Consider the following 26,410-nt stretch of genomic DNA (forward strand, 5'->3'; position numbering starts at 1 on the left):
TTTCGCAAGGCGGACAGCCACCGGCAACGCAGCAACGGCGTGCGGATCTCAGCTGCCCAGGCGAACGGCAAAACGACGCTCCGCGCTTCCTGGTGGGTCGCTCCACCTTGAATCCGAAGATTCTATCGCCAGTCACGCGGGGTTTGAGCGTTGTAGTTTAATGGGCAGCCCCGCTTTAGGCAACCGACTCACCAGGGCCGCCAGGTGGCGTAAGAAGGGCTATAAAGCACGATCGTTCGCACCCGCGTTTGCTTGCCGCGACGCATCAATGGAAGTACCCTTTGCGCCGTTGCCGGACGCGCGTCCTTACCTGCTCCGGCTCTGCACATTCAACCTTATCCGGAGTCCACCCATGATCGTCTTCGTCACCGGTGCATCCGCCGGCTTCGGCGCTGCCATTGCCCGCACTTTCGTCAAGGGCGGGCATCGTGTGATCGCTGCGGCGCGCCGCAAGGACAGGCTCGTCGCGCTGTCGAAGGAACTTGGCGACGCCCTCCTGCCGCTCGAACTCGACGTCCGCGACGAAACCGCCGTCAGGAATGCCATCTCCTCGCTGCCGGAGGCCTTCGCCCAGATCGACGTGCTGGTCAACAACGCCGGCCTCGCGCTCGGCCTGGAGCCCGCCCAGCGCGCCAGTCTCGACGACTGGAAAAACATGATCGACACGAACTGCACGGGCCTCGTGACGATCACGCATGCGATCCTGCCTGGCATGGTCGAGCGCAATCGCGGGCACGTGTTCAACATGGGATCGGTCGCGGGCACCTATCCCTATGCCGGCGGCAACGTCTACGGCGCGACCAAGGCATTCGTGCGGCATTTCAGCCTGAACCTGCGCGCCGATGTCGCAGGCACCGCGCTGCGCGTGACCGACATCGAGCCTGGACTCGTGGGCGGCACCGAGTTCTCGAACGTGCGCTTCAAGGGCGATGACGCGAAGGCGGACACCGTATACAAGAACACGCAGGCGCTCACGCCCGAGGACATCGCCGACTCCATTTACTGGATCGCCACGCGTCCCGCGCATGTGAACGTCAACGCAATCGAGATCATGCCGATCGCGCAAAGCTTTGCACCGTTGCAAATTCACCGCGCCTGAATCGCGGATCCGCCTAAGGATTTGGCGGTGTCGCGTCCGCTTCCGGTAAAATGCCGCCGATGAATATTTGTCAAAAAGCGAGCCGGGGCGGTCTGACGCGCCGCGGCGCGTGCAAGGCAGCACACAGGTGAGTGATCCGTTGACCTTCGAGTGGCCGATTCGGGTGTATTACGAGGACACCGACGCCGGCGGCATCGTCTTCTACGCGAACTACCTGAAGTTCTTCGAGCGGGCGCGCACCGAATGGCTGCGCGCTTGCGGCATCGACCAGCAGGTTCTCGCCGAGTCCGAAGGCATCGTGTTCGTCGTGAGGCGCACGGCTGTCGAATACGCGTCGCCGGCCCGGCTGGACGATGTCCTCCGGGTCGAGAGCCGCATCGAACGACTCGGACGCGCATCGGTGGATTTTCATCAGGAAGCGTGGCGCGACGGCGTGCTGCTCGCAACCGGTGATATTCGCGTCGCGTCGGTGGCGCGCGCATCGATCCGTCCAGTCGCGATTCCCGATGCGGTGCTCGACGGACTGCGGCGCGGCCCGCACGCAGCCGGGCGCGGCGCCCTTCCTGACCGAATCTGACCTGATCCATGAACTTGTCGCACCTCCAGACGGTCGATCCACCGGGCAACAGAGGAAGCACTACTGAACACGAGCCGGCCACGACGCGGCTTTCGTTTTATTCACAATCGTTTCACGAAAGCATGACGCTTTGACCGGACGCCCCGTTCGGGACGTTACAGCGGACCTTTATGAACAATACTCAAGACCTGTCGATCGTTTCTCTCGTCATTCACGCGAGCCTGCTCGCACAGGCCGTGATGGCGCTGCTCCTGCTGCTGTCGCTCCTGTCCTGGACTTTCATCTTCCGCAAATGGTTTGCCATTCGCCGCGCGCGTGCGCAGACCGAGCGTTTCGAGCGCGATTTCTGGTCGGGCGGCGACCTGCAGGCGCTCTATCAGAGCGCGGCCAACAATCGCCACACCATCGGCGCGCTGGAGCGTATCTTTGAATCCGGCATGCGCGAATTCCTGAAGGGCAAGGAGCGCCGCATCACCGATCCGGGCGCGATCCTCGACGGTTCCCGCCGCGCCATGCGCGCCGCCTTCCAGCGCGAAATGGACGTGCTCGAAGCGAATCTCGCGTTCCTCGCGTCGGTCGGTTCGGTGAGTCCGTATATCGGTCTGTTCGGCACGGTCTGGGGGATCATGAACTCGTTCCGCGGCTTGGCCAACGTGCAGCAGGCCACGCTCGCGAACGTGGCGCCCGGTATTGCCGAAGCGCTCGTCGCAACCGCCATCGGCCTGTTCGCCGCCATTCCGGCCGTGGTCGCCTACAACCGCTACGCGCATGACATCGACCGCCTGGCAATCCGCTTCGAAACCTTCATCGAAGAGTTCTCGAACATCCTGCAGCGTCAGGCGCACTGAAAAAGGAGTCCGCGATGGCAGGCCCGATTCGTTCCAGCATGCGCGGCAGTTCGCGCCGCGCCATGGCCGACATCAATGTCGTGCCGTACATCGACGTGATGCTCGTGCTGCTCGTCATCTTCATGGTGACGGCGCCGCTCGTTTCGCCTTCAATCATTAATCTGCCGACCGTCGGTAACGCGCAGCCGCAGGAACAGCAGCCGCCCGTCGTCATCAACATCAAGGCCGACGGCAGCCTGAACGTCCGCTACAAGAACGACGACGGCGCCACGCAAGAGCAGAAGATGACCAAGGACGACCTCAACACGTTCGTGCTGAACCGCCAGGAGTCGCATCCTGACCAGCCCGTCGTGATCGCCGCCGACAAGACGGTGAAGTACGAGGTCGTCATGAACGTGATGTCCGATATGAAGTCGCGCGGCGTGAAGCGCGTCGGCTTGCTCGTCAAATCGCAATGACCGCTTCGCAGAACAAGCATCAGCCAGCGCGCGGCGCGTCCGCGCGGCCTCTCCGCCCGCCGCGCGAGCGCGGCACGGGCCGCGCGTTCGCGCTGGCCGCGGTGATGCATCTGTTGCTCATCTGGCTGCTGTATCACGGCATCAACTGGCAGAACAACACGCCCGCCGGCGCCGAGGCCGAAATCTGGACCGAGCTCCCCGACACGCCCGCGCCGACGCCCCGCCCTACCCCCACGCCGCCCGTCCCGCAAGTGAAGGCGCCGCCGGCGCCGCCGCCCGCGAAGGACGAAGACGCCGACATCGCGTTGCAGGAAAAGAAGCGCAAGCAACAGGAAGCCGCCGCGCGTGAAGCGCAGCTCGCCGAGCAGCGCCGCCAGCAGGAACAGGCTCAGCAGGAAGCGGAAGCGAAGCGCGCGCAACAGGCCGCGCAAGCCGCCGCCGCGGCCGCGCAGCAGAAAGCAATGCAGGACAAGCAGAAGCAGATCGAGCAGCAGCGTCAGGCCGAACTGCAGAAGCAGCAGCAACAGAAGGCGCAGCAGGACAAGCAGCGTCAGCAGCAAGCCGAAGCGCAGAAGCAGGAACAGAAGCAGGAACAGTTGAAGGAACAGCAGGAAGCCAAGGCCAAGGCGGACGCCGACGCAGCAAAGGCCAAAGCCGCCGCCGACGCCAAGGCGAAGGCTGCGGCGGACGCAAAAGCCAAGGCCGCTGCCGAAGCGAAGGCCAAGGCCGACGCGGAACACAAGGCGCGCATGGCCGCGTTGCAGGGTCAGCTGGGCGGCGGCACCGCGTCGAGCGGCGAAGGCCTCGCCAAGAGCGGTACCGGCAAGGGCGCGGGCGGCAATGCGGCGTCCTCGGGTTACGCGGAACTGGTCCAGCGCCGTGTGCGGCCGAACATCGTGTGGTCCGGCGAAACGGCGGGACTGGAGACGGTGGTGTCGGTGCGCTGCGCGCCGTCGGGCACGTTGCTGTCGGCGACCATCACGCGCTCGAGCGGCAACGAGCAGTGGGATCAGGCGGCGCTGCGCGCGGTGCAGCGTTCCGATCCGATGCCGCGTGACGTCGGTGACCGGCCCACGCCCGATCACTTCACGATCACGCTGCGGCCGGCGGGAGGCTAAGTGCGCGAAACCAGCAAGAAAAACCGCCTGAAAGCCTGCATTAAGCAGCGGGAACGAATCGTGCGTCCGCGGGTCTGTTCTGCAGTCCGCGGACACTTGAAAACGCTTTTTTCTGGAACCTATACAGCATGAGTTTGATGACGAAGCTTGGCCTGAGAACGCTGGTCGCGTCCTGCCTGATCGCAGCCGGCACTGCCGCACACGCCCAGTTGAACGTACTCGTGACCGGCGTCGGCTCCACGCAATTCCCGATCGCCACGGCCAACTTCGCCAACGAAGCGAGTTCGCCGCAGCAGGTCAGCGCGATCATCCGCCAGGATCTGCAGCGCAGCGGCAAGTTCACGAACATCGACGCGGGCAGCACGCCGGTTGCGGAAGGCGACTCCGTCGATCTCGGCGCATGGAAGGCCAAAGGCGCGGATGCATTCGTGTCGGGCAGCGTGAACAAGCTGCCGAACGGCCAGTACGAAGTGCGCTTCCGTTTGTACGACACGGTCAAGCAGCAGAACCTCGGCGGCCTGTCGCTCGTCAGCGCTGAAAGCGGCCTGCGCATGAGCGCACACAAGATCGCCGACTACATCTACGCCAAGCTGCTCGGCGGCCGCGGTGTATTCGCCACGCGTCTGTCCTATGTCATCCAGACGGGCGGCCGCTACCAGTTGCAGATTTCCGATTCGGACGGTCAGGACGCGAAAATCGCCCTCTCCAGCCCCGAGCCGATCATCTCTCCGGCATGGTCGCCGGACGGCACGAAGGTCGCGTACGTGTCGTTCGAGCGCAAGAAGCCGGTGGTGTACATCCACGATCTGCCGACGGGACGTCGCGTGGTCGTGTCGAACCAGAAGGGCAACAACAGCGCCCCGGCGTGGTCGCCTGACGGCCGCAAGCTCGCGGTCGCGCTCTCGCGCACCGGCAACACGCAGATTTTCGAAGTCAATGCAGACGGCTCCGGCCTGCGCCGTCTGACCCAGGGCAGCTCGATCGACACCGAGCCGTTCTACTCTCCTGATGGCAACTCGATTTATTTCACGAGCGATCGCGGCGGCCAGCCGCAGATCTACAAGATGCCGGCGGCAGGTGAAAGCGCCGGCGCGGCCCAGCGGGTCACGTTCACCGGCGCGTACAACACGAGCCCGCGCGTGAGCCCGGACGGCAAGCAACTCGCGTACATTTCGCGCACTGGCGGCGGCTTCAAGCTGTACTTGCTGGACCTCGCGTCCGGCACGGCAACGGGGCTGACCGACACGACGCATGACGAATCGCCGAGCTTCGCGGCGAATGGTCAGTACATCCTCTACGCCACCCAAGTGAACGGACGTGGCGTGTTGGCAGCCGTATCGACCGATGGTCGCACGCGGCAAGTCTTGTCAGTACAGGGCGGTGCGGTGCGCGAGCCGTCCTGGGGTCCGTTCATGCAATAAGTCCAGCAATAACGTTCACATACAACGTTCAGCTACAACACAAGGAGAGGTACCATGATGTCGAAACTTCGTATCGGCCTGGCAGTTGCGATGGTCGGCGCATTGGCGGCTTGTCACTCGGGCGTGAAGCTCGATGAAGGCCAGAACAAGGGTGCAGTCGGCACGCAGCCGAACCCGACGGACGTGAAGCAGGTCAATATCGACCCGCTGAACGACCCGAACAGCCCGCTCGCCAAGCGCAGCATTTTCTTCGACTTCGACAGCTACGCCGTGAAGGACGACTATCAGCCGCTGCTGCAACAACACTCGTCGTATCTGAAGAGCCATCCGGAACGTCACGTCCTGATCCAGGGCAACACCGACGAACGCGGCACGAGCGAGTACAACCTGGCGCTCGGCCAGAAGCGTGCGGAAGCCGTGCGTCGCGCGATGTCGCTGATGGGCGTGGCCGACTCGCAGATGGAAGCCGTGAGCCTCGGCAAGGAAAAGCCGATGGCAACGGGCCACGACGACGCCTCGTACGCGCAGAACCGCCGTGCGGACCTCGCATACCAGCAGTAATCACGTAACGTAACCTGTCACGGGTGAGTCGCTCTATGTTGTATCGCTTTCCCTTGCTGCGCGCTGCCGCAGCCGCTTGCGTGGTGGGTTCGACGATGTTCGGCGTGCCTGCGCACGCCGGCGTCTTCGACGACAACGAAGCGCGCAAGGCCGTGCTCGACCTGCGCACGAAAGCCGACAGTCTGTCGAATCAGCTGCAGGCCGCGCAACGTACGATCCTCGATCAGCAGAACCGTCTCGACCAGTTGAATCAACAGGTCGCCACGGTTCGCGGACAGAACGAAGATCTGACCAACCAGGTCGTGACGCTGCAAAAGCAGCAGAAGGACTATTACGCCGATCTCGACTCGCGTCTCAAGAAATTCGAGCCGCAGCAGGAGACGATCGACGGGGTATCCGGTGCGGTGCAGCCTGGCGAGACGGAAGCGTTCAACGCGGCGTCGACTCAATTCCGTAGCGGCGATTACAAGAACGCCGCGGCGTCGTTCAAGACGTTCGTGGCGAAGTATCCGCAGAGCCCGTATCAGCCTACGGCACAGTACTGGCTCGGCAACGCGCTCTATGCCCAGCGCGACTACAAGGGATCGACTGCGGTCTGGCAGAACCTGGTGAAGAGTTATCCGACGCATCCGCGAGCACCCGAAGCGCTGCTTGCGATCGCGAACAACCAGATCGAGCAAGGCCAGAAAGCGGCTGCCAAGCAGACGCTTCAGCAGATCATCTCGCAGTACTCCGGTACCGAAGTCGCGACGACGGCGCAGAGCAAGATGTCGCAGGTGAAGTGAGCTAAAAGTGAACCAAGCCTGTTGCAATGGATGAGAGAGAATGCCTACGGCCGGTCACGCTCGCAGGCGTTTTTTCTGAGGCCATTGGCCGGTTTGCAATGCGGTTTGGTTGACAAAAGGCCAATTCGCAGATTATAATTTCGCCTCTTTTGGGTCGTTAGCTCAGCTGGTAGAGCAGCGGACTTTTAATCCGTTGGTCACAGGTTCGAATCCCGTACGGCCTACCAAAAGATTCAAAGGGCTCAGCGCATGCTGAGCCCTTTTCTTTTGCGTGAGCGCTTTGCCGACTCATCACTCCCGCAGCATGCTGAACCGCGGCGTCATTTCGAGCTCGGTGACCGCGTCGAACATCGCATTGGCTTCGGCTAACGAACGATCCGCTGCTGCCTTGCGTTTCCAATAGGTCAGAAGCTGTCTCACCCCTGCCGCGTACATCATCGCACCCAGCAGCGCCCATTGCCACGCGACGAACGCCATCAGCACCAGCGCCTTCCCCACAACACGAACGGCCACGGCTTCGGCTCGTGCGGCACGACGCGCAACGCTACGCCAATGCGCGCCACCGCCGACTCCAGCCCTTCCACCTTGCCCACGCGCTCCGCAAGCCGGGCTTCGATTTCATACACGGCGCGCATCAACTTTTCCTTCGACGCCAGCGACAGCGAACCGATATCCGACAGCCGGCCGATCGCCTCGTTGACCTGCGTGAAGCACGGCGTCGGAGCAGCAAACATCGCTTCATGCTCGGGCAGGCGCATCGCCTTGCGAATCTCGAAACGGCTCACGCAGAGGCCGTGCGAGAAAAAATACTGCTGGACGGCACGCGCTGTCCGGCCTTTGAGCCGCTCCACGAATTCCTCGTTGGCTTGATCGCGCTTGCTCATGATGTCGCTCCTCGATAGCAAACCGGTTCCTCACGCATGAACCGACCGGGCGCAGCTATTCTTTCCGCTTCTATCGAGCGCCGTCACCAGAACAATCTGAAATCGATGCACGTCGATCAGAGCCGGAACACCCGGGCACAATCTGTCCCGGTGCTTCTTATAATCGAGCGCGGTTCCCAACTCGCCCCAGCACTCGCCCAAGCCATGACCAACAGCCTCGACGAAGCCATCCTCCGCGTGTTGCCAACCGAACGTGACGCCACCGCCTGGCTTCCCACGCCGGAAATCCGTCGCCGCCTGGAGGAGCGCGGACATCGCGTCGGCTATACGAAGAAAGTGCAACGCCACCTGACGGCGCTCGAAGCGGACGGCCGCGTCGTCTCGATGCTCAACGGCCGCGAACTACTGTGGCAACGCAAGCCCTGGCTGCACGGTCTGCAGGAAGGTGTCGGACTGATGAGCGCATCGGAAGCCGTGGCGTTTCACATCCTTCAGCGCTTCGCCGGCAACAAGCTGCCGAACGCCGTGACGCGCGACATCGATCCGCTCTTCAAGGCCGCCGAGGCGCGGCTGTCGCAGGAGAAAGAGGACAGCCGCATCTATCGCGCGTGGGCGGACAAGATCGATTCCGTCGATGGCGCCTTCACGCTGATTCGTCCGAAGCTGCGTCCGGAGATCTTCCAGGCCGTCGCGACCGCTACCTTCTTCGAGCGCGAACTGCTCGTGCAATACCGGCCCGCATATAAAAATGAGAGCGCCAGCCAGACCGATGAACCGAAGACCCGCACGCTATGGCCGCTCGCGCTGGTGGAATCGGCGGGCGTGATGTACATGGTCGCGCAGGATCCTAAGCGCGCGCCGCGTCCCGAGAAAGGCGAAACCGAATGGATGCGAACACTGTATCGGCTCGACCGGATTCGCTCGGTGACGGAGTCCGGCGAGGCCTTCACGTACCCCGAGGACTTCAAGCTGCGCAAGTACATCGAGACGCAGCAGGTGTTCGATTTCCTGCCCGAGCCTGCCGTGCGTCTCGAACTCGCCTTCGAAGGTCACGCCGGCAATCAACTGCGCGAATCGCCGATGTCGAAGGATCAGCAGATCGACACCTTGCCCGACGGCCGCACGAGAATCTCCGGCACCGTCACGCCGAGTCTGAAGCTGCGCTGGTGGCTGCGCGCCCTCGGTGCGGGCGTCGAGATTCTTGCGCCCCAGACCTTGCGCGATGAATTCGCGGAAGACTATCGCAAGCTCGCCAACCGCTATTCGGAGGCCACTGCGCCATGAACGACACCGCGCTGCTCGAACAAGCCGCCGCCTGGATCCGCGCCGCCGATGGCCTGCTCGTTACCGCCGGCGCCGGCATGGGCGTCGACTCCGGCTTGCCGGACTTTCGCGGACCGGAAGGCTTCTGGCGTGCGTATCCGGCGCTGCGGCACCATGGCTTCTCGTTCGAGGACATGGCCAATCCCGCTGGCTTCGCGCGCCATCCGAAACTGACTTGGGGCTTCTACGGGCATCGGCTGGCGCTGTACCGTGCAACCGAACCGCATGAGGGCTTCCACGTGCTGAAACGCTGGGCGGCACGCATGCCGCACGGCGCGTTCGTGTTCACGAGCAATGTCGACGGCCAGTTCCAGCGCGCGGGTTTCGCGCCGGAGCGCGTCGCCGAATGCCACGGCGCGATCGGCACGCTGCAATGCCTCGACGCCTGCACGCACGACCTCTGGTCGGCGGACGGCTTCGATCCCGTCGTCGATGAAGCGCGCTGTGAGCTCGTCAATGCGCCGCCGCGCTGCCCGCGTTGTCATGCGCTGGCGCGCCCGAACATCCTGATGTTCGGCGACTGGAACTGGGTCGACCGGCGCTCGGCTCAGCAGGAACGCCGGCTGGCTGCGTGGCTGCATGGCGTCGAGCGGCTGGTGGTCATAGAACTCGGCGCGGGACGTGCGCTGCCCACGGTCAGGCGCTTCAGCGAACTCAACGGACCGCGCGTGATCCGCATCAATCCGCGTGAGCACGCCATTGGGCCAGACCGGGGTATCGGCATCGCGGATGGCGCACGCGCCGCGCTGCTGCGCCTCGACGCCCTGCTGCGCGACGCTTGAAAGCACGCGTGAGACGCGTCAGCCCATATAACGCACGTTGACCTGCGGTCCGAACACCTCGCGCACGATCTCCACCAGATGGTCGTGATGGCTCAGAAAGATCACCTGGGTACGCTTCGCGAGTTGCGCGAGGACACGCAAACCGGCACGGGCGCGGCCATCGTCGAAGTTGATGAAGAGATCGTCGGCGACGAATGGCAGCGACGCCGCCCGCTCCCCATGTTCCTCCAGCGCCGCGAGCCGCAGCGCGAGATACAGCTGGTCGCGCGTGCCCTCGCTCATTCCGCCAATCTCGACATGCTCGCCGCTCACTCGGACCGCTGAGAGCGCCATCGGCTGGCGATCGTAGTCCACGACCAACCGCGAGAAGTTGCCGAGCGTCAGTTCAGCGAAAATCGCACTGGCGCGCGACAGCATCGGGCCTTGACGGCGTTCGCGATAACGGTCGATCGCCCATTTCAGCAACGTCGAAGCGGTTTCGACCTTGATGAAGCGTTCGGCGGCATCGGCCATGAATGCCAGCGCTTCCTGCCGCTTCGCCTCGGCGCGCGCGGCATTGGCGTCGCCGGAGATGGCCTCCAGTTCGCGCCGCGCGGCCTCGAGCGCCGCCGCGATGTCGCGCGCCGCATTCACCGACTCCGACAGCGCCGCGCCGATCCGCGACAGCTCCGCCTCCACGTTCGGCATGTCCGCGCCCTCCACTTCCGCGACGAGCTCGTCGAGCGTGAGGCCATCGCCGCCCTGGATGAGCGCGGCGCGCGCGTCGTCGGCGGCGGCCTTGAGCACGCCCTTCCTGTGCGATTGCGCGATCAGCGGCGCGAGCGCATCAGGCGTGTCCACGGCCGCCAGTTCGTAGAGCGGCCGCAGCGTGGCCTTCGCTTCCTCCACTTCGAGTCTCGCGTGGCTCACCTGCGCATCCGCTGCCGCGTGTTCCTTCTTCAGCCGATCGCTGTCGGCTTGCGCAGCCACGGCGTGATCGAGGCGCGCCGACAGTTCCGCCGCGATCCGCGACGCGCCCGCTCCGGCCAGCGATACGTCGAGTTCCTGCGCCAGTTGCGCCGCGTCAGCATCGAGCGCCGCCAGCGCGCGGCGCATGGCTTCGATCTGACCGCTACGAATACCGTCCACTTGCGTCAGCTGCTCGCTGATCTGCTTCACGATGTCGAGCGCCGTTTCCGCCGCCGCCTGCGAATCGACGGCGCCTGCGAGGCCTGCCTTGTCGAGCGCCGCCGTCCAGTCCCGCTGCCAGCGCTCGAACGCTTCACGCGCCGCCTTCGCCTTGCCCTCACGTGAGCCGCGTTCGGCCTGCGCTTCGTCGAGTTGCGCCTGGAGATTGCGCCGCGTCTCGCCCGCTTTGTCGATGTCAGCGATGCGGGACTCGGCGCTGTCGCACAGCGCATCGATACTGGCGTGCAGATCCTCCGCTGCGCCGGATGCACTCAACTGACGCGCGAGTTCATCGCGGCGCGCGGCGGCATCGGCGGCTTCACGCGCTAGCTCCGCGCTACGCGTGTGCAGCGCCTGCGCTGCCGTCAGCACCGCATCGCGCGACGCCATCCACGCCGGCGCATCATCCAGCGGCATCTCCGCGACGCCCGCCTGCGCGGCGAGCGCGCGCCAGTCATCGTCGAACTGCGTCAATGCCGTCGCGGCTTCCGCCACGCTTTCCTCGCGGCGCGCGAGCGTCGCTTCCGCGCTGACGATGCGCCGCTTCAGCGCCGTCAGTTGCGTCGCCTGGCCGACCGAGCCCAGCTGACGGTCCGCCAGTCCATCCGATGCATGCACTGCCTGCTCGAATCCCGGCGCGCCCGCGTCGAGCGCGACGTCGCCCGAGCGGATCGCGTGCCACGCGGCATCGCGCGTGGCACGGGCATCGCGTACTTCGGCGGCGGTTACGACATCGTGTGTTTCGACCAGTTCGTCCAGCGCGTGCCGCGCCGCGCGCAGATCGTCGCGCGCCTCGTCCAGCCGATCCCCGGCGAGCGTCACACGCGACGTCCGCTCCTGCCGCTCGCGCCGCAGCGTGGCGATGCGCTCCGGCGCAGGCAGTGTCATCGACTGCAACGCGTCGAGCGGCCGCGTCCAGCGTCCGAGCGCGGCGAGGCCTGCGTCGAACGACTGCTCGGCCTCACGCTTCGCGTCTTCCAGACGCCGCTGCTCCGTGCCCGAATCGCGATACTTCTGCGCGGCGCGCAAGGCCGCACGCAAAGCCGGGGGCACCTCGCCATCGTCGATTCCGGCCAGCCGCGTCTTCAGCATGTCGATCTGCTTCGCGGCTTCATCGGCGGCCTGCCCGGCGTTGCGCGCCGCATGCTGCAGTTCGCCGCGCTCCAGCATCAGGCTGGACAAGGTCTGGAGCACCAGCGCGCCGGGCAGCGCGTAACGCGCGCCCGCTTCGTCCTGCGGCCAGCCGAGTTGCGCGCTGTGCTGCGCGACCTGCCGCAGCCGCAACCCCACTTCGTTTTCAAGCCGCGCAATATCGCCGGCGTGATTCACCGTGCGCTCACGCGCGGCGTCGAGCGCAAGAATGCGCGCCTGCGCCGCGAGCATCGTCCGGTCGACCTCTATGGCGTCCGCCAGGGTCTGCAAGCGCGCCGCTTCAGCCACATGCAGTTCGACAGCCCGCTCGGCGGACGCCAGCCGCGTCAGCGCATTTTGCAACGTCGCCCCGGCGTCGGCCGGCAGTTCCCGCACCTCGCCCAGTTCGCGCAACTCGACGCTCTTCTCGCGCCACACGTTCAGATGCGGCGCCACGCGCCTCACGCGTTCGAGCCGGCCGCGCTGCGCTTCGAGCGCCGCGCGCTGCGTGTCCTGTTCGCGGCGCTTCTCCTCGGCCTCCTCGACGGCGCCCTGCGCGCGTCGCCATTGCGTCGTGCGCACGCTCGCCGTCTTCAGCTCGGCGCTGGCTTCGTCGAATTGCTTGAGACCGGCGTAGTACGCACGATCGCCCGACTTGCGCCTGGCCCACAGCCGGTCGGCTTCGTCCGCGAGGCGCTGACGCACGTCGCCGAGACTCGCGATGCCCGCCGCCGACTGGAACAGCACCTGCCCGACATCGCTCGACGCATCGAGAATCGCGTCGCCGCCGCGCCGCAGTGCGTCGTGATTCAGGCAGTACATCTGCTCGAAGAAGTGCTTGTCCGCGGCGCCGAGGAACGGCGTAAGTGCGTCGGCGGCGAGCGGGTCGCCGTTCGGCGCAGTGAGCGACGATTTGCGGCTCTTCGTGCGATGGAACGCGAACGCCGCGCCGTCCAGTTCGAGCGAAGCGCCGAGTCGCAGATCGCTCTGCGGATGCACGAAGGCAAGCGGCGAGCTGTGCGGCATGCCGAACAGCAGCTCGGAGATGGCGTTCTTGATCGTCGACTTGCCGGCCTCGTTCGGACCGACGACGAAGTGAAAGTCATGCTCCGCCACCGGAAAATCCACGTCGTGGTCGGTGAATTTGCCGTAGCGGATGAGTTCGAGTCTGCCGATGCGCATCGCCTTACTCCGCGTCCGCAAGTTGCGCGATGAGCCCGGAGCGCACCTCGCTCACGAGCGCGGCCAGCTCGCCGTTGCGCACCTGTTCGAGCTCGGGCACGGACTTCTGCAATTCGCTCGGCGCCTGCGTCGCCAGCACGATCAGTCGTTCCTTCAACATCGCCAGAAACTCCGGGTCGGATTCCGCTTCGATCAGGAGGCCGTGCAGGTCGGCGAGCGCGTCGCTGCGTCCGGCCGCGGGCGCGTCCTGCGACAGCGGCCGGGTCGCGACTTTCACCTTTTCCAGCCACAGGCGGTCATGGCTGATCGCCGCGATCTGCGCCAGCACTTCGGCGCGCAATTGCGTCGCGAGTCCGAACAGCTCGCCGTGCGCCTGAGTCGCGCCGGTGATCGTCACGCGCACGGCGTGCGGCACCGGCGACGCCGCGCCATCGACCAGCGTTTCGAGCGCACGGCCGACTGCGCGCGCGACTTCATCGAGCGTCGCGGCCTGTGAGGCATCGACGCTCACCGCTTCCCAGCGCAGCACGTCGATGAACAGCCGCTCGACGCTCACCTCTTCCGCCTCCGACACCGTCACCAGCACGGCGCCGCGCCGCCCGGTCTCGCGGATGTTGCGCCCTTGCAGATTGCCCGGAAACACGATGGTCGATGCGTCCTGCCAGATCGCGTATTCGTGCACATGCCCGAGCGCCCAGTAGTGATACTGCTTCGCGTGCAATTCCGCGACCGAGCACGGCGCGTAGCTCGCGTGCAGCGCCGCGCCTTCGAGCGCGGTATGCAGCACGCCGATGTTGAAGTAGCCCGCGACGGGCGCCGGATAAGCGGTGACGAGGTTCGTCGTGACAGCCTTTTCCTTGAAGCTGTGGCCGTGCAGCGCGACCTTGAGCGCGTCGATGCGGAAGGTCTGCGGCTTTCTCGCCGAGAACGTGTGGACGTTGTCCGGCAGCTGCAACTGGCTCGTCATTTCGCTTTCGGCGTCGTGATTGCCGAACAGCACATACACCGGAATGCCCGCGCGACGCAGACGGCCCATCTCGCGGCAGAAGAAGATGCCGGTGTTATGGTCGCGCCAGGTGCCGTCGTAGAGATCGCCGGCAATGATCATGAAGTCGACCTGCTCGTCCACCGCCACCGAAACGAGCCTCGAAAAGGCTTCGCGCGTGGCGTTGCGCAGCATGTCGGCGGGTGCGTCTGCGTAGGCGGACAGCCCGTGCAGAGGGCTGTCCAGATGGATGTCCGCCGCGTGTATGAAGCGCATGCGCTGTCTCCGTGATGAAAGGGTTGCCGCTGGCCTGCGGCGACCGGGCGGTCGATCCTGGCAGCCGCGCCGGACACATGGTGTCCCGGTTTGCCGTGAACGTTCGGGACGCCGGATGTCCCGCGCTGTCCGCAGAATCAGCCGCTCGGAATCAACGCGACACGAGGCCAGAACGATGAACGAAACACTCGAACGACACGTCACGATCACGAGCCCGTACACGCCGGGCAATGTGGATGCCGCGATCCGGCATCTGGAACGCGTGCTCTCGGCGGAAGGCGCCAATTCGCTGTTTGGCCAGACTTACTGGCGCTGCCGCGTGCGCCAGGTGAGCGCGACGCGGGGACTGCAGCGTGATCAACGTGCCAGGCTGGAACGCCTGATGAACCGGCTCGCCGATGCCGGCGCGCTTCAGTCCTGAATTCAGGATTGCGTTCCGGACTGAGCCCCGCGCGAGCGTTGCAGCGCCTGCGCCAACGCGACGAATTCCGCGACCGGCACTTCCTCGGCGCGGCGGGTCAGGTCGAAACCGAGCGCATCGAAATCGATCGACTCGCGGTAAGCCGACAGGTTGTTGCGCAAGACCTTGCGGCGCTGTGCAAAGGCGGCCTTCACGACGTCCGACAACGCGTTTTCATCCACGTCGGGCAACTCGTGTGGCGCGAACGGAATCATGCGCACGATCGCGGAATTCACTTTCGGCGGCGGATTGAACGATTCGGGCGGCACGTCGAGCAGCTTGTCCATCACGTAACGGTATTGCAGCATCACCGAGAGCCGCCCGTAGTCCTTGCTGGCGGGTTCGGCGATCATCCGGTCCACGACTTCGTCCTGCAACATGAAGTGCTGGTCGATCACCTGCGGCGCGAAACGCGTGAGATGAAACAGCAGCGGGCTCGAAATGTTGTACGGCAGATTGCCGACGATGCGCAGCGTGGGCTTGCCGCTCTCCTCACCTTCGACACCAGCAAGCGCGCCGAAGTCGAATTCGAGGGCATCGGCGGAATGCACGACCAGACGCTCGCCAAAGCGCTTCTCCAGCCGCCCGATCAAATCGCGATCCAGTTCCACCGCATGCAGCGGCGACTCAGGCGTCGCCACGCGTTCGATCAGCGGTTCGGTCAGCGCGGCCAGTCCCGGCCCGATCTCGACCATGCGCTCGCCGCGGCGGGGCGCGATGGTGTCGACGATCGAGTCGATGATGCCCTGATCGACGAGGAAGTTCTGCCCGAAGCGCTTGCGCGCGAAATGGCCTTGATGTTTGGTCGGCATGTTCGTTTGAATGAAGCTCGCGCGGCGGCTTTCAGGCCACGCGTTTGTGGCGCGCCATCGTGACGGCGGCGTCGATTGCGGCGATCATGCTGCCCGCGTCCGCGCGGCCCGTGCCGGCGAGATCGAGCGCGGTGCCGTGATCCACCGAGGTGCGGATGATCGGCAGGCCCAGCGTCACGTTGATGCCTTCGCCGAAGGTCGCGTATTTCAGCACCGGCAGGCCCTGATCGTGGAACATCGCCAGCACGCAGTCCGCGTCTTGCAGATAGCGCGGCTGGAACAGGGTGTCGGCGGGATACGGCCCCGGCGCGTCGATGCCGAGCGCACGGGCCTGTTCGAGCGCGGGCGCGATCACGTCGATTTCCTCGCGCCCCAGATAGCCGTTCTCGCCCGCGTGCGGGTTGAGGCCAGTGACGAGGATGCGCGGCGCGGCCAGGCCAAAATGCGTGCGCAGGTCGTGATGGATGATGCGCAAGGTCTCGACGAGGCCTTCCACGCTCAGCGCTGCCGACACGTCCTTCAGCGGCAGATGCGTGGTCGCCAGCGCGACCCGCAGCGGACGCTCGCCCGAACCCGCCAGCATCATGACCACGCGCGGCGTGTGCGTGCGTTCCGCGAGATATTCGGTGTGGCCGGTGAAGGGCACGCCCGCGTCGTTGATGGTGCTCTTTTGCAGCGGCGCAGTGACGATGGCGTCGAAGCGTCCCGATACGGCGCCGTCGATGGCGGCATCGAGCAGGCCGAGCACATAGCGCCCGTTGGCCGCGTTCAGCTTGCCCGCCTCGGCCGGCACGGCAAGCGCGTGATGTTCCACGTCGATGGCTTCACCCGCCGCCGGCCAGTCCGCGCCGGCGCGTGCGGCGAGCAGCGCGCGGTCGCCGAGCACCGTGAAGCGCGCCTGCGGCCAGCGCGTGCGGGCCTGCGCGAGCGCCGCCGCCGTCAGTTCCGGGCCGACGCCCCCCGGCTCGCCCGTCGTGATGGCGATGGCGAGCGGGCGGGTATCGGCGGTGCTCATGGTGCTTACTGCTGCGCTTGGGCAGCGACGCCCTTGTACTGCACGTAGGCGGTATCGCGCAGTTCGCGCAGCCAGTCGGAATAAGCCTGCTCCGCCTTGCGCTGGCCGATCGCCTGACGCGCGATGTCGAGCTGCTGCGTGGCCGAGCCTTCCGCCTCGCGACGGCCAAGCACCTGGATCAGGTGGTAGCCGTACTCGCTGCGCACCGGATCGCTGACCGCGCCGTCCTGCAGGTTGTTCATCGCGCGCTCGAATTCGGGCACGGTTTCGCCCGGGCTGATCCAGCCGAGGTCGCCGCCCTGCGAGGCCGAGCCGTCCTGCGAATAAGTGCGCGCGAAGTTCGCGAAGTCGCCGCCCGCCAACACTTGCTGCTTGATGTCGAGCAAACGCTGACGCGCCGCCTGTTCCGACATGCCGTCCGTCACGCGCAGCAGGATGTGGCGCACGTGCGTCTGCGTGAGCTTCGGCGCGTCGGCGGCAGTGCCCTGGCTTGCGCGCCGATCCACCAGCTTGATGACCTCGAAGCCGCCGCTCGTACGCAGCAAGGTAGGCGCGACCTGACCCGGACGCAGCGTCGCCACCGCCGTCACGATGCCCGCCGGCAGCGAAGCCGGCGCACGGAAACCGAGATCGCCGCCCTTGGAGGCGTCGGTATCCTGGGAGTTGGTCTTGGCGAGCTTGGTGAAGTCGTCGCCGTTGAGCGCCTGCTTCAGCACGGCGTCGGCCTTGCCCTGCGCCGCCGCGACGTCCGACTCGGGCGCGTCCTGCGCGACCTTGAGCATGATGTGCTGCAAGCGCAGGTCGCTCGTGTTGCGGGCGCCCGGGCCGCGCTGGCTGGCGATGTAATTCGCCACTTCGCCGTCCGACACGGTGATCTTGCCGTCGACTTCCTTCTCGCGCAGCTTCGACAGCGTGAGTTCGGTGCGGGCGTCGCGCACGAAGGTGGCCCAGGGCACGCCCTGCGCCTCGATGCGCGAGCGGTAGACGTCGAGCGTCATCTGGTTCTGCTGGGCCAGGCGGGCGAGCGTGCGGTTCACGGTGGCGTCGTCGACGTTGATGCCGTCGTCCTTCGCCTTCTGGAGCTGGATGCGCTCGAGCACCATCTGGTCGAGCACCTGGCGCTGCATCTGGTCGGCGGGGGGCACCGGCGCGTTCTGCTGCTGGAGACGCTTGGCGATCAGCGCGGTGCGCTCTTCCAGTTCGCGCTGCGTGATGACGCCGTCGTTCACGACCGCGACCACGGAATCCGCCACCTGCGCACTGCGGTTCGACAACGCCTGCGCGCCGGCCGGCGTACTCAGGATCAACGCAGCGGCGAGCGCGCCCGCCACGATGGCCGTCGATCTAAACAATTTCACGTTTGACACAGAGACTCCATCAAATTCCAGCTTCACCCGTTCGTGTGCTGCGTGTGTGGTGCGCGGCGCCGTTGCCTGGCGCCGCTTGTGTGTTGCCTGTCTGTTGCTCACCGTTCAGGCGTCACTCGTAGTCGCTGTAGCGGGCGAGCGGCGGCGCGGCCGGCGGCGGCGACTGATACCCCTGGACACTCGAGCGGAATGCGCTGACGAGACCGTTGTCGACGTTCGACAAGCCCTTGAACGTCAGCTGCGCCAGCACCCGCGTGCCCGCCGAAAGCTGGCCCGTGCTGTTGACGCCGTTGGCGTAGCGCTGCACGCCGAAGCCGAACGCCCAGCAGTCGGCATCGTACTGGAAGCCCACCAGCCCGTCGACGAGACGATGGCTCGCCATGTCGTAGTTGACGCGGCCGACCGCATAGAGACGGTTCGTGAGCGGCCATTCGCCGGACACCAGGATCTGGTTGATCGGCTCGTTCGACAAGGTGGTCTGGTTCGAACGCGTATAGCGGTAGCCGACGTTGATCACCTTGCGCGCGCCGGGACTGAACGCGAAACCAATGCTCGAACGCACGAGCTGGTTGTTGTCGACATTATATTGGAACGCGGTTTCCGAAGCGAAACCAGCCCCGAGCTTGATGGCCGCGCCCGCGATCAGGTCCGAGTGCTTGGCCTGGTCGGGCAACTGGCCCGGCGTGATCGTGACGCGCTGGCTCTCGAAGTAATACTGCTGCGCGATCACGAAGCGCGCGCGTTCGTCGCCGGTCGCCGGATTGATGAAGCGCGTGGTCAGGCCGGCGGTGATGCGGTTGGCGTCGGCGATGCGGTCGTTGCCGACGAAGGTGTTCGGCGTGTAGATCTCGGCCAGTCCGAAGTCGGCTTCGGAGGTGTCGAAGATCGGCGCGAAATCCTGGTTGTGATACGGCGTGTAGACGTAGTAGAGGCGCGGCTCCAGCGTCTGGATATAGTCCTGGCCAAACAGCCGCACCGAGCGCTCGAACACGAGCCCGGTGTCGAAGCTCAGTGTCGGGATCGACTCGGTGAAGTTCTTGGGCTGGCCCGCGACCGGCGGCGACGAACCCGCTACCTGTGTCGTGGCAATGTGGCTCAGGTCATACGACGCGAAGTGCCACTGCACCTTCGGCGTGATGAAGTAGCCCGGCGCGTTGATGCCGTAGCTGAGGTACGGATTGAAGTACAGCCGGTTGCCGTCGGTCGCACCTTCCTGCGAGATCGTGAAGCGCGTGGCGTCCAGTTCCGCGCCGTAGTCGAAGCCGCCGACGTTGTACTTGTTGTACTGGACGTTGACCTGCGGCTCGCGCGCATACGGCGGAATGGACGGCTGAAGCGTCTGCCAGCGCTGCTCGCGGGCGAGCACCGTCCACGGGCCGTTGTTGTACGTGAGACCCGCTTCCTGCTGATACAGCAGCTGCGTGCCGTTCAGGAACTGGTTCGACGCGTTGCCCAGGTCTTCGGGATACTGCGAATCCGAAACCTTGTTGTAATTGACATAGCCGCCGAAGCCGTTGCCGAAATTCTGCTGGTGCTGCCAGAAGATCGCATAACGGTTGGTATGCGTCTCGCGGTCGTTCGGCAGATAGTTGACATCCAGCGAACCCGAATAAGTGGGCGACAGATAACGGTAGTTCGCCTCGCCGAGCACGCCGCGGCGCGTCATGATGCGCGGCGTGATGGTGAGGTCGCGGTTCGGCGCGATGTTGAAGTAGTACGGGACCGTGACTTCGAAACCGGTCGTCGAACTGAGCGAGAACGTGGGCGGCAGCAGGCCGCTGCGCCGGTCGCCCGTCAGCGGGAACGACATCCACGGGCTCGCGAACACCGGCACGCCCTGGAAGAACAGCACGCCGTTGTGCGCGATGCCCTCTTCCGCGCCGGTGTCGAAATCGAACGACGTGCCCTTGATGTACCACGCCGGATCGGTCGAGCACGCGCAGGCGGTATAGGTGCCGTGATCGACGCGCGCACGTTCGTTGTCGACCATGTCGACGCGCTCGGCGCTGCCGGAGCCGCCCGTCAGGTTGAAGTGGTACTTCGGGTTCGTCATGAACCCTTCGTTGGCCTCCACCTTCAGATGCGCTTCCGGACCGATGAACGACACGCCGTTGTTGATCAACCTGACATTGCCGAAAGCATCGGCCATGTCGGTGTCCTGGTCGTAGTGCAGCGCGTCGGCCTTGATGACCGTCACCGTGCGCCGCACCTCCGCCGAGCCCTTCGCGGCCATGTCCTCGTCGGATGTGCCGGTGGTCTTGTCGCCCAGCAGGAAGGTGGTCGGCTGCTGGCCGCTCTGCAACGGGCGCTCTTCGAGCTGCGGCGCGAGGCGCAGGCTGTCGGCGCCGTCGAGCGGCGCGGCATACGTTGCGGCCCCGCTGAGCTGCGCATGCGCGAACGCGGGCATCAGCCCCGGCACGGACAGCAGCGCGACGACGAGCCGCCGCCTGCGTGGCTGAGCGTCAGCTTTGATTTTCGATACGGGAAACTGTCGTGGCGGCATGGATGGGTGGCGGTTCGATCCCGTTCGCGTCCCATGCGCCCGATGCCGCCGGACAGGCGGCCGCGCCCTCACCGCAGTCACGAACTTGACGGTCCGTTGCTAGCAGGGACGACACTCGATTGAACGATGACGCTCACAGTCGTCGGGGGCCTGGCGCCAGGCGTGAAACGGATCGCTTGAAAAGTCGTGGGGTATTATATGGCAAGATGTTTGGCCCCTCGAATTTATGACGAACATTCCTTCCGACGCGCGCCTTGAACAACTCGGCGCATGGCTTCAACGTCTTGCCGGACGCTACCGGCTGAACCTCACAAGTCTTGCTCCCGCTTCCGCCGACGCCAGCTTTCGCCGCTATTTCCGCCTGGAAAGCGACGCGGAGTTCGGCGCGACGCTGATCGCGGTGGACGCCCCGCCGCCCGAAAAGTGCCGTGAATTCGTGCAGGTCGCAGGTCTGCTGGACGCGGCGCAGGTACATGTGCCGAAGATTCTCGAAGCCGATTTCGACGCCGGCTTCATGCTCGTGACCGACCTCGGCACCACCACGTATATCTCCGTACTCGACGAGACCAACGCGCGGCCCCTGATGCGCTCGGCCATCGACACGCTGATCCGCTTCCAGCAGACGGCGCGCGAAGGCGTGCTGCCGCCCTTCGACCAGGCGTTCCTGCGCCGCGAGATGGAGCTGCTGCCCGAGTGGTTCATCGGGCGTCACCTGGGCCGCGAGGTCACGGCGGACGAGCGCAAGGTGCTCGACGCCACCTTCACGCTGCTCGAACAGAGCGCGCTCGCGCAGCCGCAGACCTTCATGCTGCGCGATTTCATGCCGCGCAACCTGATGGTCTGCGAGCCGAACCCCGGCGTGCTGGACTTCCAGGATGCGGTGTTCGGTCCGATCACCTACGACATGGCCTCGTTGCTGCGCGACGCCTTCATCAGCTGGGAAGAGGCGTTCGAGCTCGACTGCATCGCGTATTACTCGGAACGCGCGAAGAAGGCCGGCCTGCCCGTGGACGCCGATTTCGGCGAGTTCTACCGGCAGCTCGAATGGATGGGCCTGCAACGGCACATCAAGGTGCTCGGGCTGTTCGCGCGCATCCACTATCGCGACGGCAAGCCGCGCTATCTCTCGGACCTGCCGCGTTTCATCGGCTATGCGCGCAAGGTGGCCGAACGCTATGCGCCGCTGTGGCCGTTCGCGCGCCTGCTCGATTCGCTCGAAGGCCGCGCGCAGGAAGTCGGCTACACCTTCTGAACTCCAAATCCACGATGACGCACGCTCTGACAACGGCGATGATCTTCGCCGCCGGCCGCGGCGAACGCATGCGCCCGCTCACCGACACCTGCCCGAAACCGCTGCTCGAAGCGGGTGGCAAGCCGCTGATCGTCTGGCAGATCGAGCGGCTGGCGGCGGCGGGCATCCGCACTATCGTCATCAATCACGCCTGGCTGGGCGCGCGGATCGAAGCCGCGCTCGGCGACGGCGCGCGCTGGGACGTCGAGCTGCGCTACTCGCCGGAAACCGAGGCGCTGGAAACGGCGGGCGGCATCGCGCAGGCGCTGCCTCTGCTCGGCGAGCAGGTGTTCGTCGCGGTGAGCGGCGACGTGTTCTGCGAGTTCGATTACGCCGCCTTGCGCGCCCGCGCCGAAACCTTGCACGCGCGCAGCGAGCCCGGCATGCATCTGGTGATGGTGCCGAACCCGCCCTTCCATCCCGCCGGCGATTTCGCGCTGCACGACGGCCAGCTTGCGCTCGACGGCGAGCCGCGCTTCACCTTCGGCAACATCGGCTTATACGACCCGCGCATGTTCCGGGATCTCGCGCCCGGCTCGCGTCGCGCGCTGACGCCGTACTATCGCGAAGCCATCGCCGCCGGGCGCGCCAGCGGCGAGTTGTACGCGGGCCGCTGGGAGAATGTCGGCACGCCCGCGCAGCTGCAGGCGCTGGACGAGGCACTGCTTTCCCGGTGAGCACCCGGATTGCGTCGCATCCGATGGTAAAATGCGCGGTTCTTCCGTCTTTTCCTTCCGTTGCGACAAGCAATCATGTTCGATACCCGTCCCGATACTCTCTTTGCGCTCACCGCGCTCTCGCCGCTCGACGGCCGTTATGCCGGCAAGACCGAGGCCCTGCGTGAATGGCTGTCCGAAGCCGCGTTCATGCGCCATCGCGTGACGGTGGAGATTCACTGGCTGATCGCGCTGTCGCGTGCGGGCTTCGCCGAAGTGCCGCGCTTCTCCGAGGCGTCCGAGCAATTCCTGCTGGGCCTCGCCGAGCGTTTCACCGCTCATGACGCGGCGCGCATCAAGGACATCGAACGCGTCACGAATCACGACGTGAAAGCGGTCGAATACTGGCTCAAGGAAGCGGTGAAGGGCCAGGCCGAACTGGAACGCGCGAGCGAGTTCATCCACTTCGCCTGCACCTCCGAAGACATCAACAACACCTCGCACGGCCTGATGCTCGCCGGCGCCCGCGAGCATGTGATCCTGCCCGCGCTGCGCTCGGTGCATGAACGCCTCGTCAAGCTGGCGCACGCGCAGGCCGAACAGCCTATGCTCTCGCGCACGCACGGCCAGCCCGCCAGCCCGACGACGCTCGGCAAGGAGATCGCCAACGTCGCGGCGCGTCTGGCGCGCGCGATCCAGCGCATCGGGAAGGTGGAACTGCTCGGCAAGATGAACGGCGCGGTCGGCAACTTCAACGCGCATCTGTCGGCGTATCCGGAGTTCGACTGGGAGGCGTTCTCGAAGGATGTCGTCGAGAACCGCCTGAAGCTCACCTTCAATCCGTACACCACGCAGATCGAGCCGCACGACTACATGGCCGAACTGTACGACGCCGTCGCGCGCGCGAACACCATCCTGCTCGACCTCGACCGCGACGTGTGGGGCTACATCTCGCTCGGCTACTTCAAGCAGAAGACGAAAGCCGGCGAAATCGGTTCGTCGACGATGCCGCACAAGGTCAATCCAATCGACTTCGAGAATTCCGAAGGCAACCTCGGCCTGGCCAACGCCACGCTGCGCCATCTCGCCGACAAGCTGCCTGTCTCGCGCTGGCAGCGCGACCTGACGGACTCCACCGTGCTGCGCAATATCGGCGTGGCGTTCGGCTACTCGCTGCTCGCATACGACTCGCTGATCCGCGGTCTCGACAAGCTCGAAGTCAACGCGGCACGTCTCAACGAAGATCTCGACAACACCTGGGAAGTCCTCGCCGAGCCGGTGCAGACGGTGATGCGCCGTTATGGCATCGAGAACCCGTACGAGCAGTTGAAGGAACTGACGCGCGGCAAGGGCATCACGCGCGAGGCATTGCAGACCTTCATCACGGGCCTCGCCATTCCTGACGACGCGAAGAAGCTGTTGCTGGAGATGACGCCGGGCTCGTATATCGGCCGCGCGGTGGAGCTGGCCAAGCGCATCGGCTAAATCGTCCGCACGAAAGACAACGCCCCACGCTGCCTGCGCAGCGTGGGGCGTTTTGCTTTCCGGAGCCGCGTTCAGCTCACCGCGTCTTCAACTGCTCCATGACGATATCGACGATCTCCTCCGGCGTGTGCTCGATATTCACGACGATCGCCTCATCCTCGCCCGGCGGCTCGAGCGTGTCGAGCTGGCTTTGCAGCAGCGTCGGGTCGAAGAAGTGCCCCGTGCGCGTGCCGATGCGCTCCTTCAACACGTCGAACGAGCCTTCCAGATAGACGAAGCAGACGTCCTTGTCGCCGTCGCGCAGCACGTCGCGGTACGAGCGTTTCAGCGACGAGCACGTGAACACCGCCGTCTCGCCCGCGCGCTGCTTCTCCTCGATCGCGGCGCGAATGGTCTTGAGCCACGGCCAGCGGTCGTCGTCGGTGAGCGGAATGCCCTGGTGCATCTTTTCCTTGTTGGCTTCGCTGTGAAACGCGTCGCCGTCGGTGAAGGCGCACTGCAGACGTTCGGCCAGCAACTCGCCGATGCGGGTCTTGCCGGCGCCCGACACACCCATCGCGATCAGAATCATCGAAATCTCCTTACACGACCGCCGCAAGCGCGAAGGTCAAACCCAGTCCTAACAGTGAAATGATGGTTTCGAGCAGCGACCAGGTCTTGAACGTCTGACCCACCGTCATGCCGAAATACTCCTTGATCAGCCAGAAACCGCCGTCGTTCACGTGCGAGAAAATCAGCGAGCCGGAGCCGGTGGCCAGCACCAGCAGTTCCGGGCTCGTGTGACCGCCCGCCGCCGCCGCGATCGGCGCGACGATGCCGCAGGCCGTGGTCATCGCGACCGTCGCCGAGCCGGTAGCCAGACGGATCAGCGCCGCGACGAACCAGCCGAGCAACAACGGCGACAGATTCGCGGACGAAGCCGTCGCGACGATCTGCTGGGAAATGCCGCTGTCGCGCAACACTTGCCCGAAACCGCCGCCCGCGCCGACGATCAGCGTGATGCCCGCGATGGGCGCAAGACATTCGCCGCAGAACTTCTGGATCTGCTCGCGGTTGAAGCCCTGCTTCGCGCCGAAGGTCCAGAAGCTGACCAGCACCGCGATCAACAGCGCCATGTCCGATTGGCCGATGAAGCGCAGCAAATCATTGGGCAGCGTCTTCGGCGTGAAGACCAGATCCGCCCAGCTGCCGACCAGCATCAGGATCACCGGCAGAAGAATGGTGAACAGCGTGATGCCGAAGCTCGGCAAGACGCGCTTCGTGTCGGCTTCGCCGTGCTTCTGCACGAATTGATCGGCGAGCGCGTTGGCGTCGGGCAGCTTGATGTGACGGCTGATCAGCAAGGCGAACAGGGGACCGGCGACGATGGCCGTCGGAATGCCGACGATCAGACCATACGCGATGGTCTTGCCGATATCCGCGTGATACGCCTGCACCGCGAGCAGCGCGGCCGGGTGAGGCGGAATCAGCCCGTGCACGACGGACAAACCGGCGACCATCGGCAATCCGATGAGCAACAGCGACTTGCCGGTGCGCTTGGCGACGTTGAACGCAATCGGAATCAGCAGCACGAAGCCGACTTCGAAGAACACCGGCAAGCCGACGATGATCGCGACGACCATCATCGCCCAGTGAATGTTCTTTTCGCCGAAGAGATCGATCAGCGTGTTGGCGATGCGCTCGGCGCCGCCCGATTCGGCCATCATCTTGCCGAGCATCGTGCCGAGGCCGACCACGATGGCAATGTGGCCGAGCGTATTGCCGTTGCCGGTTTCGAACGACTTGACGATCTTGTCCATTGGCATGCCCACCGCGAGCGCGAGCAGCACGGAGACGATCATCAGGACGAGGAATGGATAGACCTTGTAGCGCGCGATCATCAGGATCAGAACCGCAATCGCGATCACCGCGTAGAGCAACAGCATGCTCCCGTGGACGGCTGGCATGACGCCTCCTTTATCTCTTTGTTCAGGTTATTTTTTCGCCCTGCGTGCGGCCTCTATCGCAATCCTTACTGGCAGGCTCGGTGGCGAACTCAGCGCAGCAACCACGGGCACGCACACATCGGGCGTTGGGCAACAGAATTTTACTTGCTGAAAGGCGTTTCAGCCGAAGACGTGCGGGCTTCGCAGCGTCTTTTCATCGGCGATGCCACGGATGGCTCGACGGCGCATCCGGATCACCGGTCGTCTCCCTGTTTTTTTAATTGACGATGGACGCGCTG

At 65.1% G+C, this 26,410-nt stretch carries 24 protein-coding genes, 1 tRNA gene and 1 riboswitch; of the genes, 15 read left to right on the forward strand and 10 right to left on the reverse strand.

Annotated elements, in window-relative coordinates:
* Positions 1-47: 47 nt before the first annotated feature.
* Positions 48-146, reverse strand: a riboswitch (ZMP/ZTP riboswitch).
* A gap of 206 nt (positions 147-352) precedes the next feature.
* The 9 genes from ydfG to QCE63_RS12620 all read left to right on the forward strand — a co-directional run bounded on the left by ydfG (position 353) and on the right by QCE63_RS12620 (position 7,094).
* Complete coding sequence (gene ydfG, locus QCE63_RS12580) at positions 353-1,099, forward strand: bifunctional NADP-dependent 3-hydroxy acid dehydrogenase/3-hydroxypropionate dehydrogenase YdfG (protein ID WP_309833264.1); 747 nt, start codon at positions 353-355, stop codon at positions 1,097-1,099.
* A 127-nt stretch (positions 1,100-1,226) separates the two neighbouring features.
* The gene (gene ybgC / locus QCE63_RS12585) at positions 1,227-1,676 is read left to right on the forward strand and encodes a tol-pal system-associated acyl-CoA thioesterase (RefSeq protein WP_309833266.1); all 450 of its coding nucleotides are present in this window, start codon (positions 1,227-1,229) and stop codon (positions 1,674-1,676) included.
* Between the two features lie 170 nt (positions 1,677-1,846).
* Positions 1,847-2,524, forward strand: a complete 678-nt coding sequence (tolQ, locus tag QCE63_RS12590; protein ID WP_016346195.1) for a protein TolQ — start codon at positions 1,847-1,849, stop codon at positions 2,522-2,524.
* Between the two features lie 14 nt (positions 2,525-2,538).
* On the forward strand, positions 2,539-2,982 hold the full coding sequence (gene tolR, locus QCE63_RS12595; protein ID WP_309833268.1) for a protein TolR: 444 nt from the start codon (positions 2,539-2,541) through the stop codon (positions 2,980-2,982).
* On the forward strand, positions 2,979-4,100 hold the full coding sequence (gene tolA / locus QCE63_RS12600) for a cell envelope integrity protein TolA (RefSeq protein ID WP_309833270.1): 1,122 nt from the start codon (positions 2,979-2,981) through the stop codon (positions 4,098-4,100). The genes tolR and tolA overlap by 4 nt, the downstream gene beginning before the upstream one ends.
* A gap of 128 nt (positions 4,101-4,228) precedes the next feature.
* Complete coding sequence (gene tolB / locus QCE63_RS12605) at positions 4,229-5,521, forward strand: Tol-Pal system beta propeller repeat protein TolB (protein WP_309833272.1); 1,293 nt, start codon at positions 4,229-4,231, stop codon at positions 5,519-5,521.
* 54 nt (positions 5,522-5,575) lie between these two features.
* Positions 5,576-6,082: a peptidoglycan-associated lipoprotein Pal gene (gene pal, locus QCE63_RS12610; protein ID WP_309833274.1), complete on the forward strand. Its 507-nt coding sequence runs from the start codon at positions 5,576-5,578 to the stop codon at positions 6,080-6,082.
* Between the two features lie 35 nt (positions 6,083-6,117).
* Positions 6,118-6,867, forward strand: a complete 750-nt coding sequence (gene ybgF, locus QCE63_RS12615; RefSeq protein ID WP_309833276.1) for a tol-pal system protein YbgF — start codon at positions 6,118-6,120, stop codon at positions 6,865-6,867.
* Between the two features lie 151 nt (positions 6,868-7,018).
* A tRNA-Lys gene (locus QCE63_RS12620) sits at positions 7,019-7,094 on the forward strand.
* Positions 7,095-7,158: 64 nt separating this feature from the next.
* Here QCE63_RS12620 and QCE63_RS12625 read toward each other — a convergent pair.
* A complete protein-coding gene (locus QCE63_RS12625; RefSeq protein ID WP_309833279.1) occupies positions 7,159-7,344 on the reverse strand; it encodes a hypothetical protein in 186 nt (61 codons plus the stop codon).
* Positions 7,344-7,751: a hypothetical protein gene (locus tag QCE63_RS12630; RefSeq protein ID WP_309833281.1), complete on the reverse strand. Its 408-nt coding sequence runs from the start codon at positions 7,749-7,751 to the stop codon at positions 7,344-7,346. The genes QCE63_RS12625 and QCE63_RS12630 overlap by 1 nt, the downstream gene beginning before the upstream one ends.
* A gap of 204 nt (positions 7,752-7,955) precedes the next feature.
* Between QCE63_RS12630 and QCE63_RS12635 the strand changes: the two genes are divergently transcribed.
* Positions 7,956-9,035: a WYL domain-containing protein gene (locus QCE63_RS12635; protein ID WP_309833805.1), complete on the forward strand. Its 1,080-nt coding sequence runs from the start codon at positions 7,956-7,958 to the stop codon at positions 9,033-9,035.
* Complete coding sequence (locus tag QCE63_RS12640; RefSeq protein WP_309833282.1) at positions 9,032-9,856, forward strand: Sir2 family NAD-dependent protein deacetylase; 825 nt, start codon at positions 9,032-9,034, stop codon at positions 9,854-9,856. The genes QCE63_RS12635 and QCE63_RS12640 overlap by 4 nt, the downstream gene beginning before the upstream one ends.
* Positions 9,857-9,874: 18 nt before the next feature.
* Here QCE63_RS12640 and QCE63_RS12645 read toward each other — a convergent pair whose 3' ends face one another.
* Together QCE63_RS12645 and QCE63_RS12650 are read right to left on the reverse strand one after the other, a co-directional pair.
* Positions 9,875-13,336 carry an AAA family ATPase gene (locus QCE63_RS12645; RefSeq protein ID WP_309833284.1) on the reverse strand — a complete coding sequence of 1,154 codons (3,462 nt, stop codon included), beginning with the start codon at positions 13,334-13,336 and terminating at the stop codon, positions 9,875-9,877.
* Between the two features lie 4 nt (positions 13,337-13,340).
* Positions 13,341-14,597, reverse strand: coding sequence for a DNA repair exonuclease (locus QCE63_RS12650; protein ID WP_309833286.1), 1,257 nt, complete (start codon positions 14,595-14,597; stop codon positions 13,341-13,343).
* A gap of 175 nt (positions 14,598-14,772) precedes the next feature.
* Between QCE63_RS12650 and QCE63_RS12655 the strand changes: the two genes are divergently transcribed.
* Positions 14,773-15,018, forward strand: a complete 246-nt coding sequence (locus QCE63_RS12655; protein ID WP_309833289.1) for a hypothetical protein — start codon at positions 14,773-14,775, stop codon at positions 15,016-15,018.
* A gap of 2 nt (positions 15,019-15,020) precedes the next feature.
* On the opposite strand, the gene rsmA is transcribed toward QCE63_RS12655, so the two are convergent.
* From rsmA to QCE63_RS12675, 4 genes are all read right to left on the reverse strand, one after another.
* On the reverse strand, positions 15,021-15,869 hold the full coding sequence (gene rsmA / locus QCE63_RS12660; RefSeq protein ID WP_309833290.1) for a 16S rRNA (adenine(1518)-N(6)/adenine(1519)-N(6))-dimethyltransferase RsmA: 849 nt from the start codon (positions 15,867-15,869) through the stop codon (positions 15,021-15,023).
* A gap of 31 nt (positions 15,870-15,900) precedes the next feature.
* A complete protein-coding gene (gene pdxA, locus QCE63_RS12665; protein WP_309833292.1) occupies positions 15,901-16,884 on the reverse strand; it encodes a 4-hydroxythreonine-4-phosphate dehydrogenase PdxA in 984 nt (327 codons plus the stop codon).
* Between the two features lie 5 nt (positions 16,885-16,889).
* The gene (locus tag QCE63_RS12670) at positions 16,890-18,251 is read right to left on the reverse strand and encodes a peptidylprolyl isomerase (RefSeq protein WP_309833293.1); all 1,362 of its coding nucleotides are present in this window, start codon (positions 18,249-18,251) and stop codon (positions 16,890-16,892) included.
* A 112-nt stretch (positions 18,252-18,363) separates the two neighbouring features.
* Positions 18,364-20,754: an LPS-assembly protein LptD gene (locus QCE63_RS12675; protein ID WP_309833294.1), complete on the reverse strand. Its 2,391-nt coding sequence runs from the start codon at positions 20,752-20,754 to the stop codon at positions 18,364-18,366.
* A 226-nt stretch (positions 20,755-20,980) separates the two neighbouring features.
* Between QCE63_RS12675 and QCE63_RS12680 the strand changes: the two genes are divergently transcribed.
* The 3 genes from QCE63_RS12680 to purB all read left to right on the forward strand — a co-directional run bounded on the left by QCE63_RS12680 (position 20,981) and on the right by purB (position 24,186).
* Positions 20,981-22,006, forward strand: coding sequence for a phosphotransferase (locus QCE63_RS12680; RefSeq protein ID WP_309833295.1), 1,026 nt, complete (start codon positions 20,981-20,983; stop codon positions 22,004-22,006).
* Positions 22,007-22,020: 14 nt separating this feature from the next.
* A complete protein-coding gene (murU, locus tag QCE63_RS12685) occupies positions 22,021-22,722 on the forward strand; it encodes an N-acetylmuramate alpha-1-phosphate uridylyltransferase MurU (RefSeq protein ID WP_309833296.1) in 702 nt (233 codons plus the stop codon).
* Between the two features lie 75 nt (positions 22,723-22,797).
* A complete protein-coding gene (gene purB / locus QCE63_RS12690) occupies positions 22,798-24,186 on the forward strand; it encodes an adenylosuccinate lyase (protein ID WP_309833299.1) in 1,389 nt (462 codons plus the stop codon).
* A gap of 76 nt (positions 24,187-24,262) precedes the next feature.
* Here purB and QCE63_RS12695 read toward each other — a convergent pair whose 3' ends face one another.
* Together QCE63_RS12695 and QCE63_RS12700 are read right to left on the reverse strand one after the other, a co-directional pair.
* Positions 24,263-24,757 carry a gluconokinase gene (locus QCE63_RS12695; protein ID WP_309833300.1) on the reverse strand — a complete coding sequence of 165 codons (495 nt, stop codon included), beginning with the start codon at positions 24,755-24,757 and terminating at the stop codon, positions 24,263-24,265.
* A 10-nt stretch (positions 24,758-24,767) separates the two neighbouring features.
* Positions 24,768-26,132, reverse strand: coding sequence for a GntP family permease (locus tag QCE63_RS12700; protein WP_309833302.1), 1,365 nt, complete (start codon positions 26,130-26,132; stop codon positions 24,768-24,770).
* Positions 26,133-26,410 lie beyond the last annotated feature (278 nt).

This window comes from Caballeronia sp. LZ065, assembly GCF_031450975.1.
Lineage (GTDB): Bacteria > Pseudomonadota > Gammaproteobacteria > Burkholderiales > Burkholderiaceae > Caballeronia.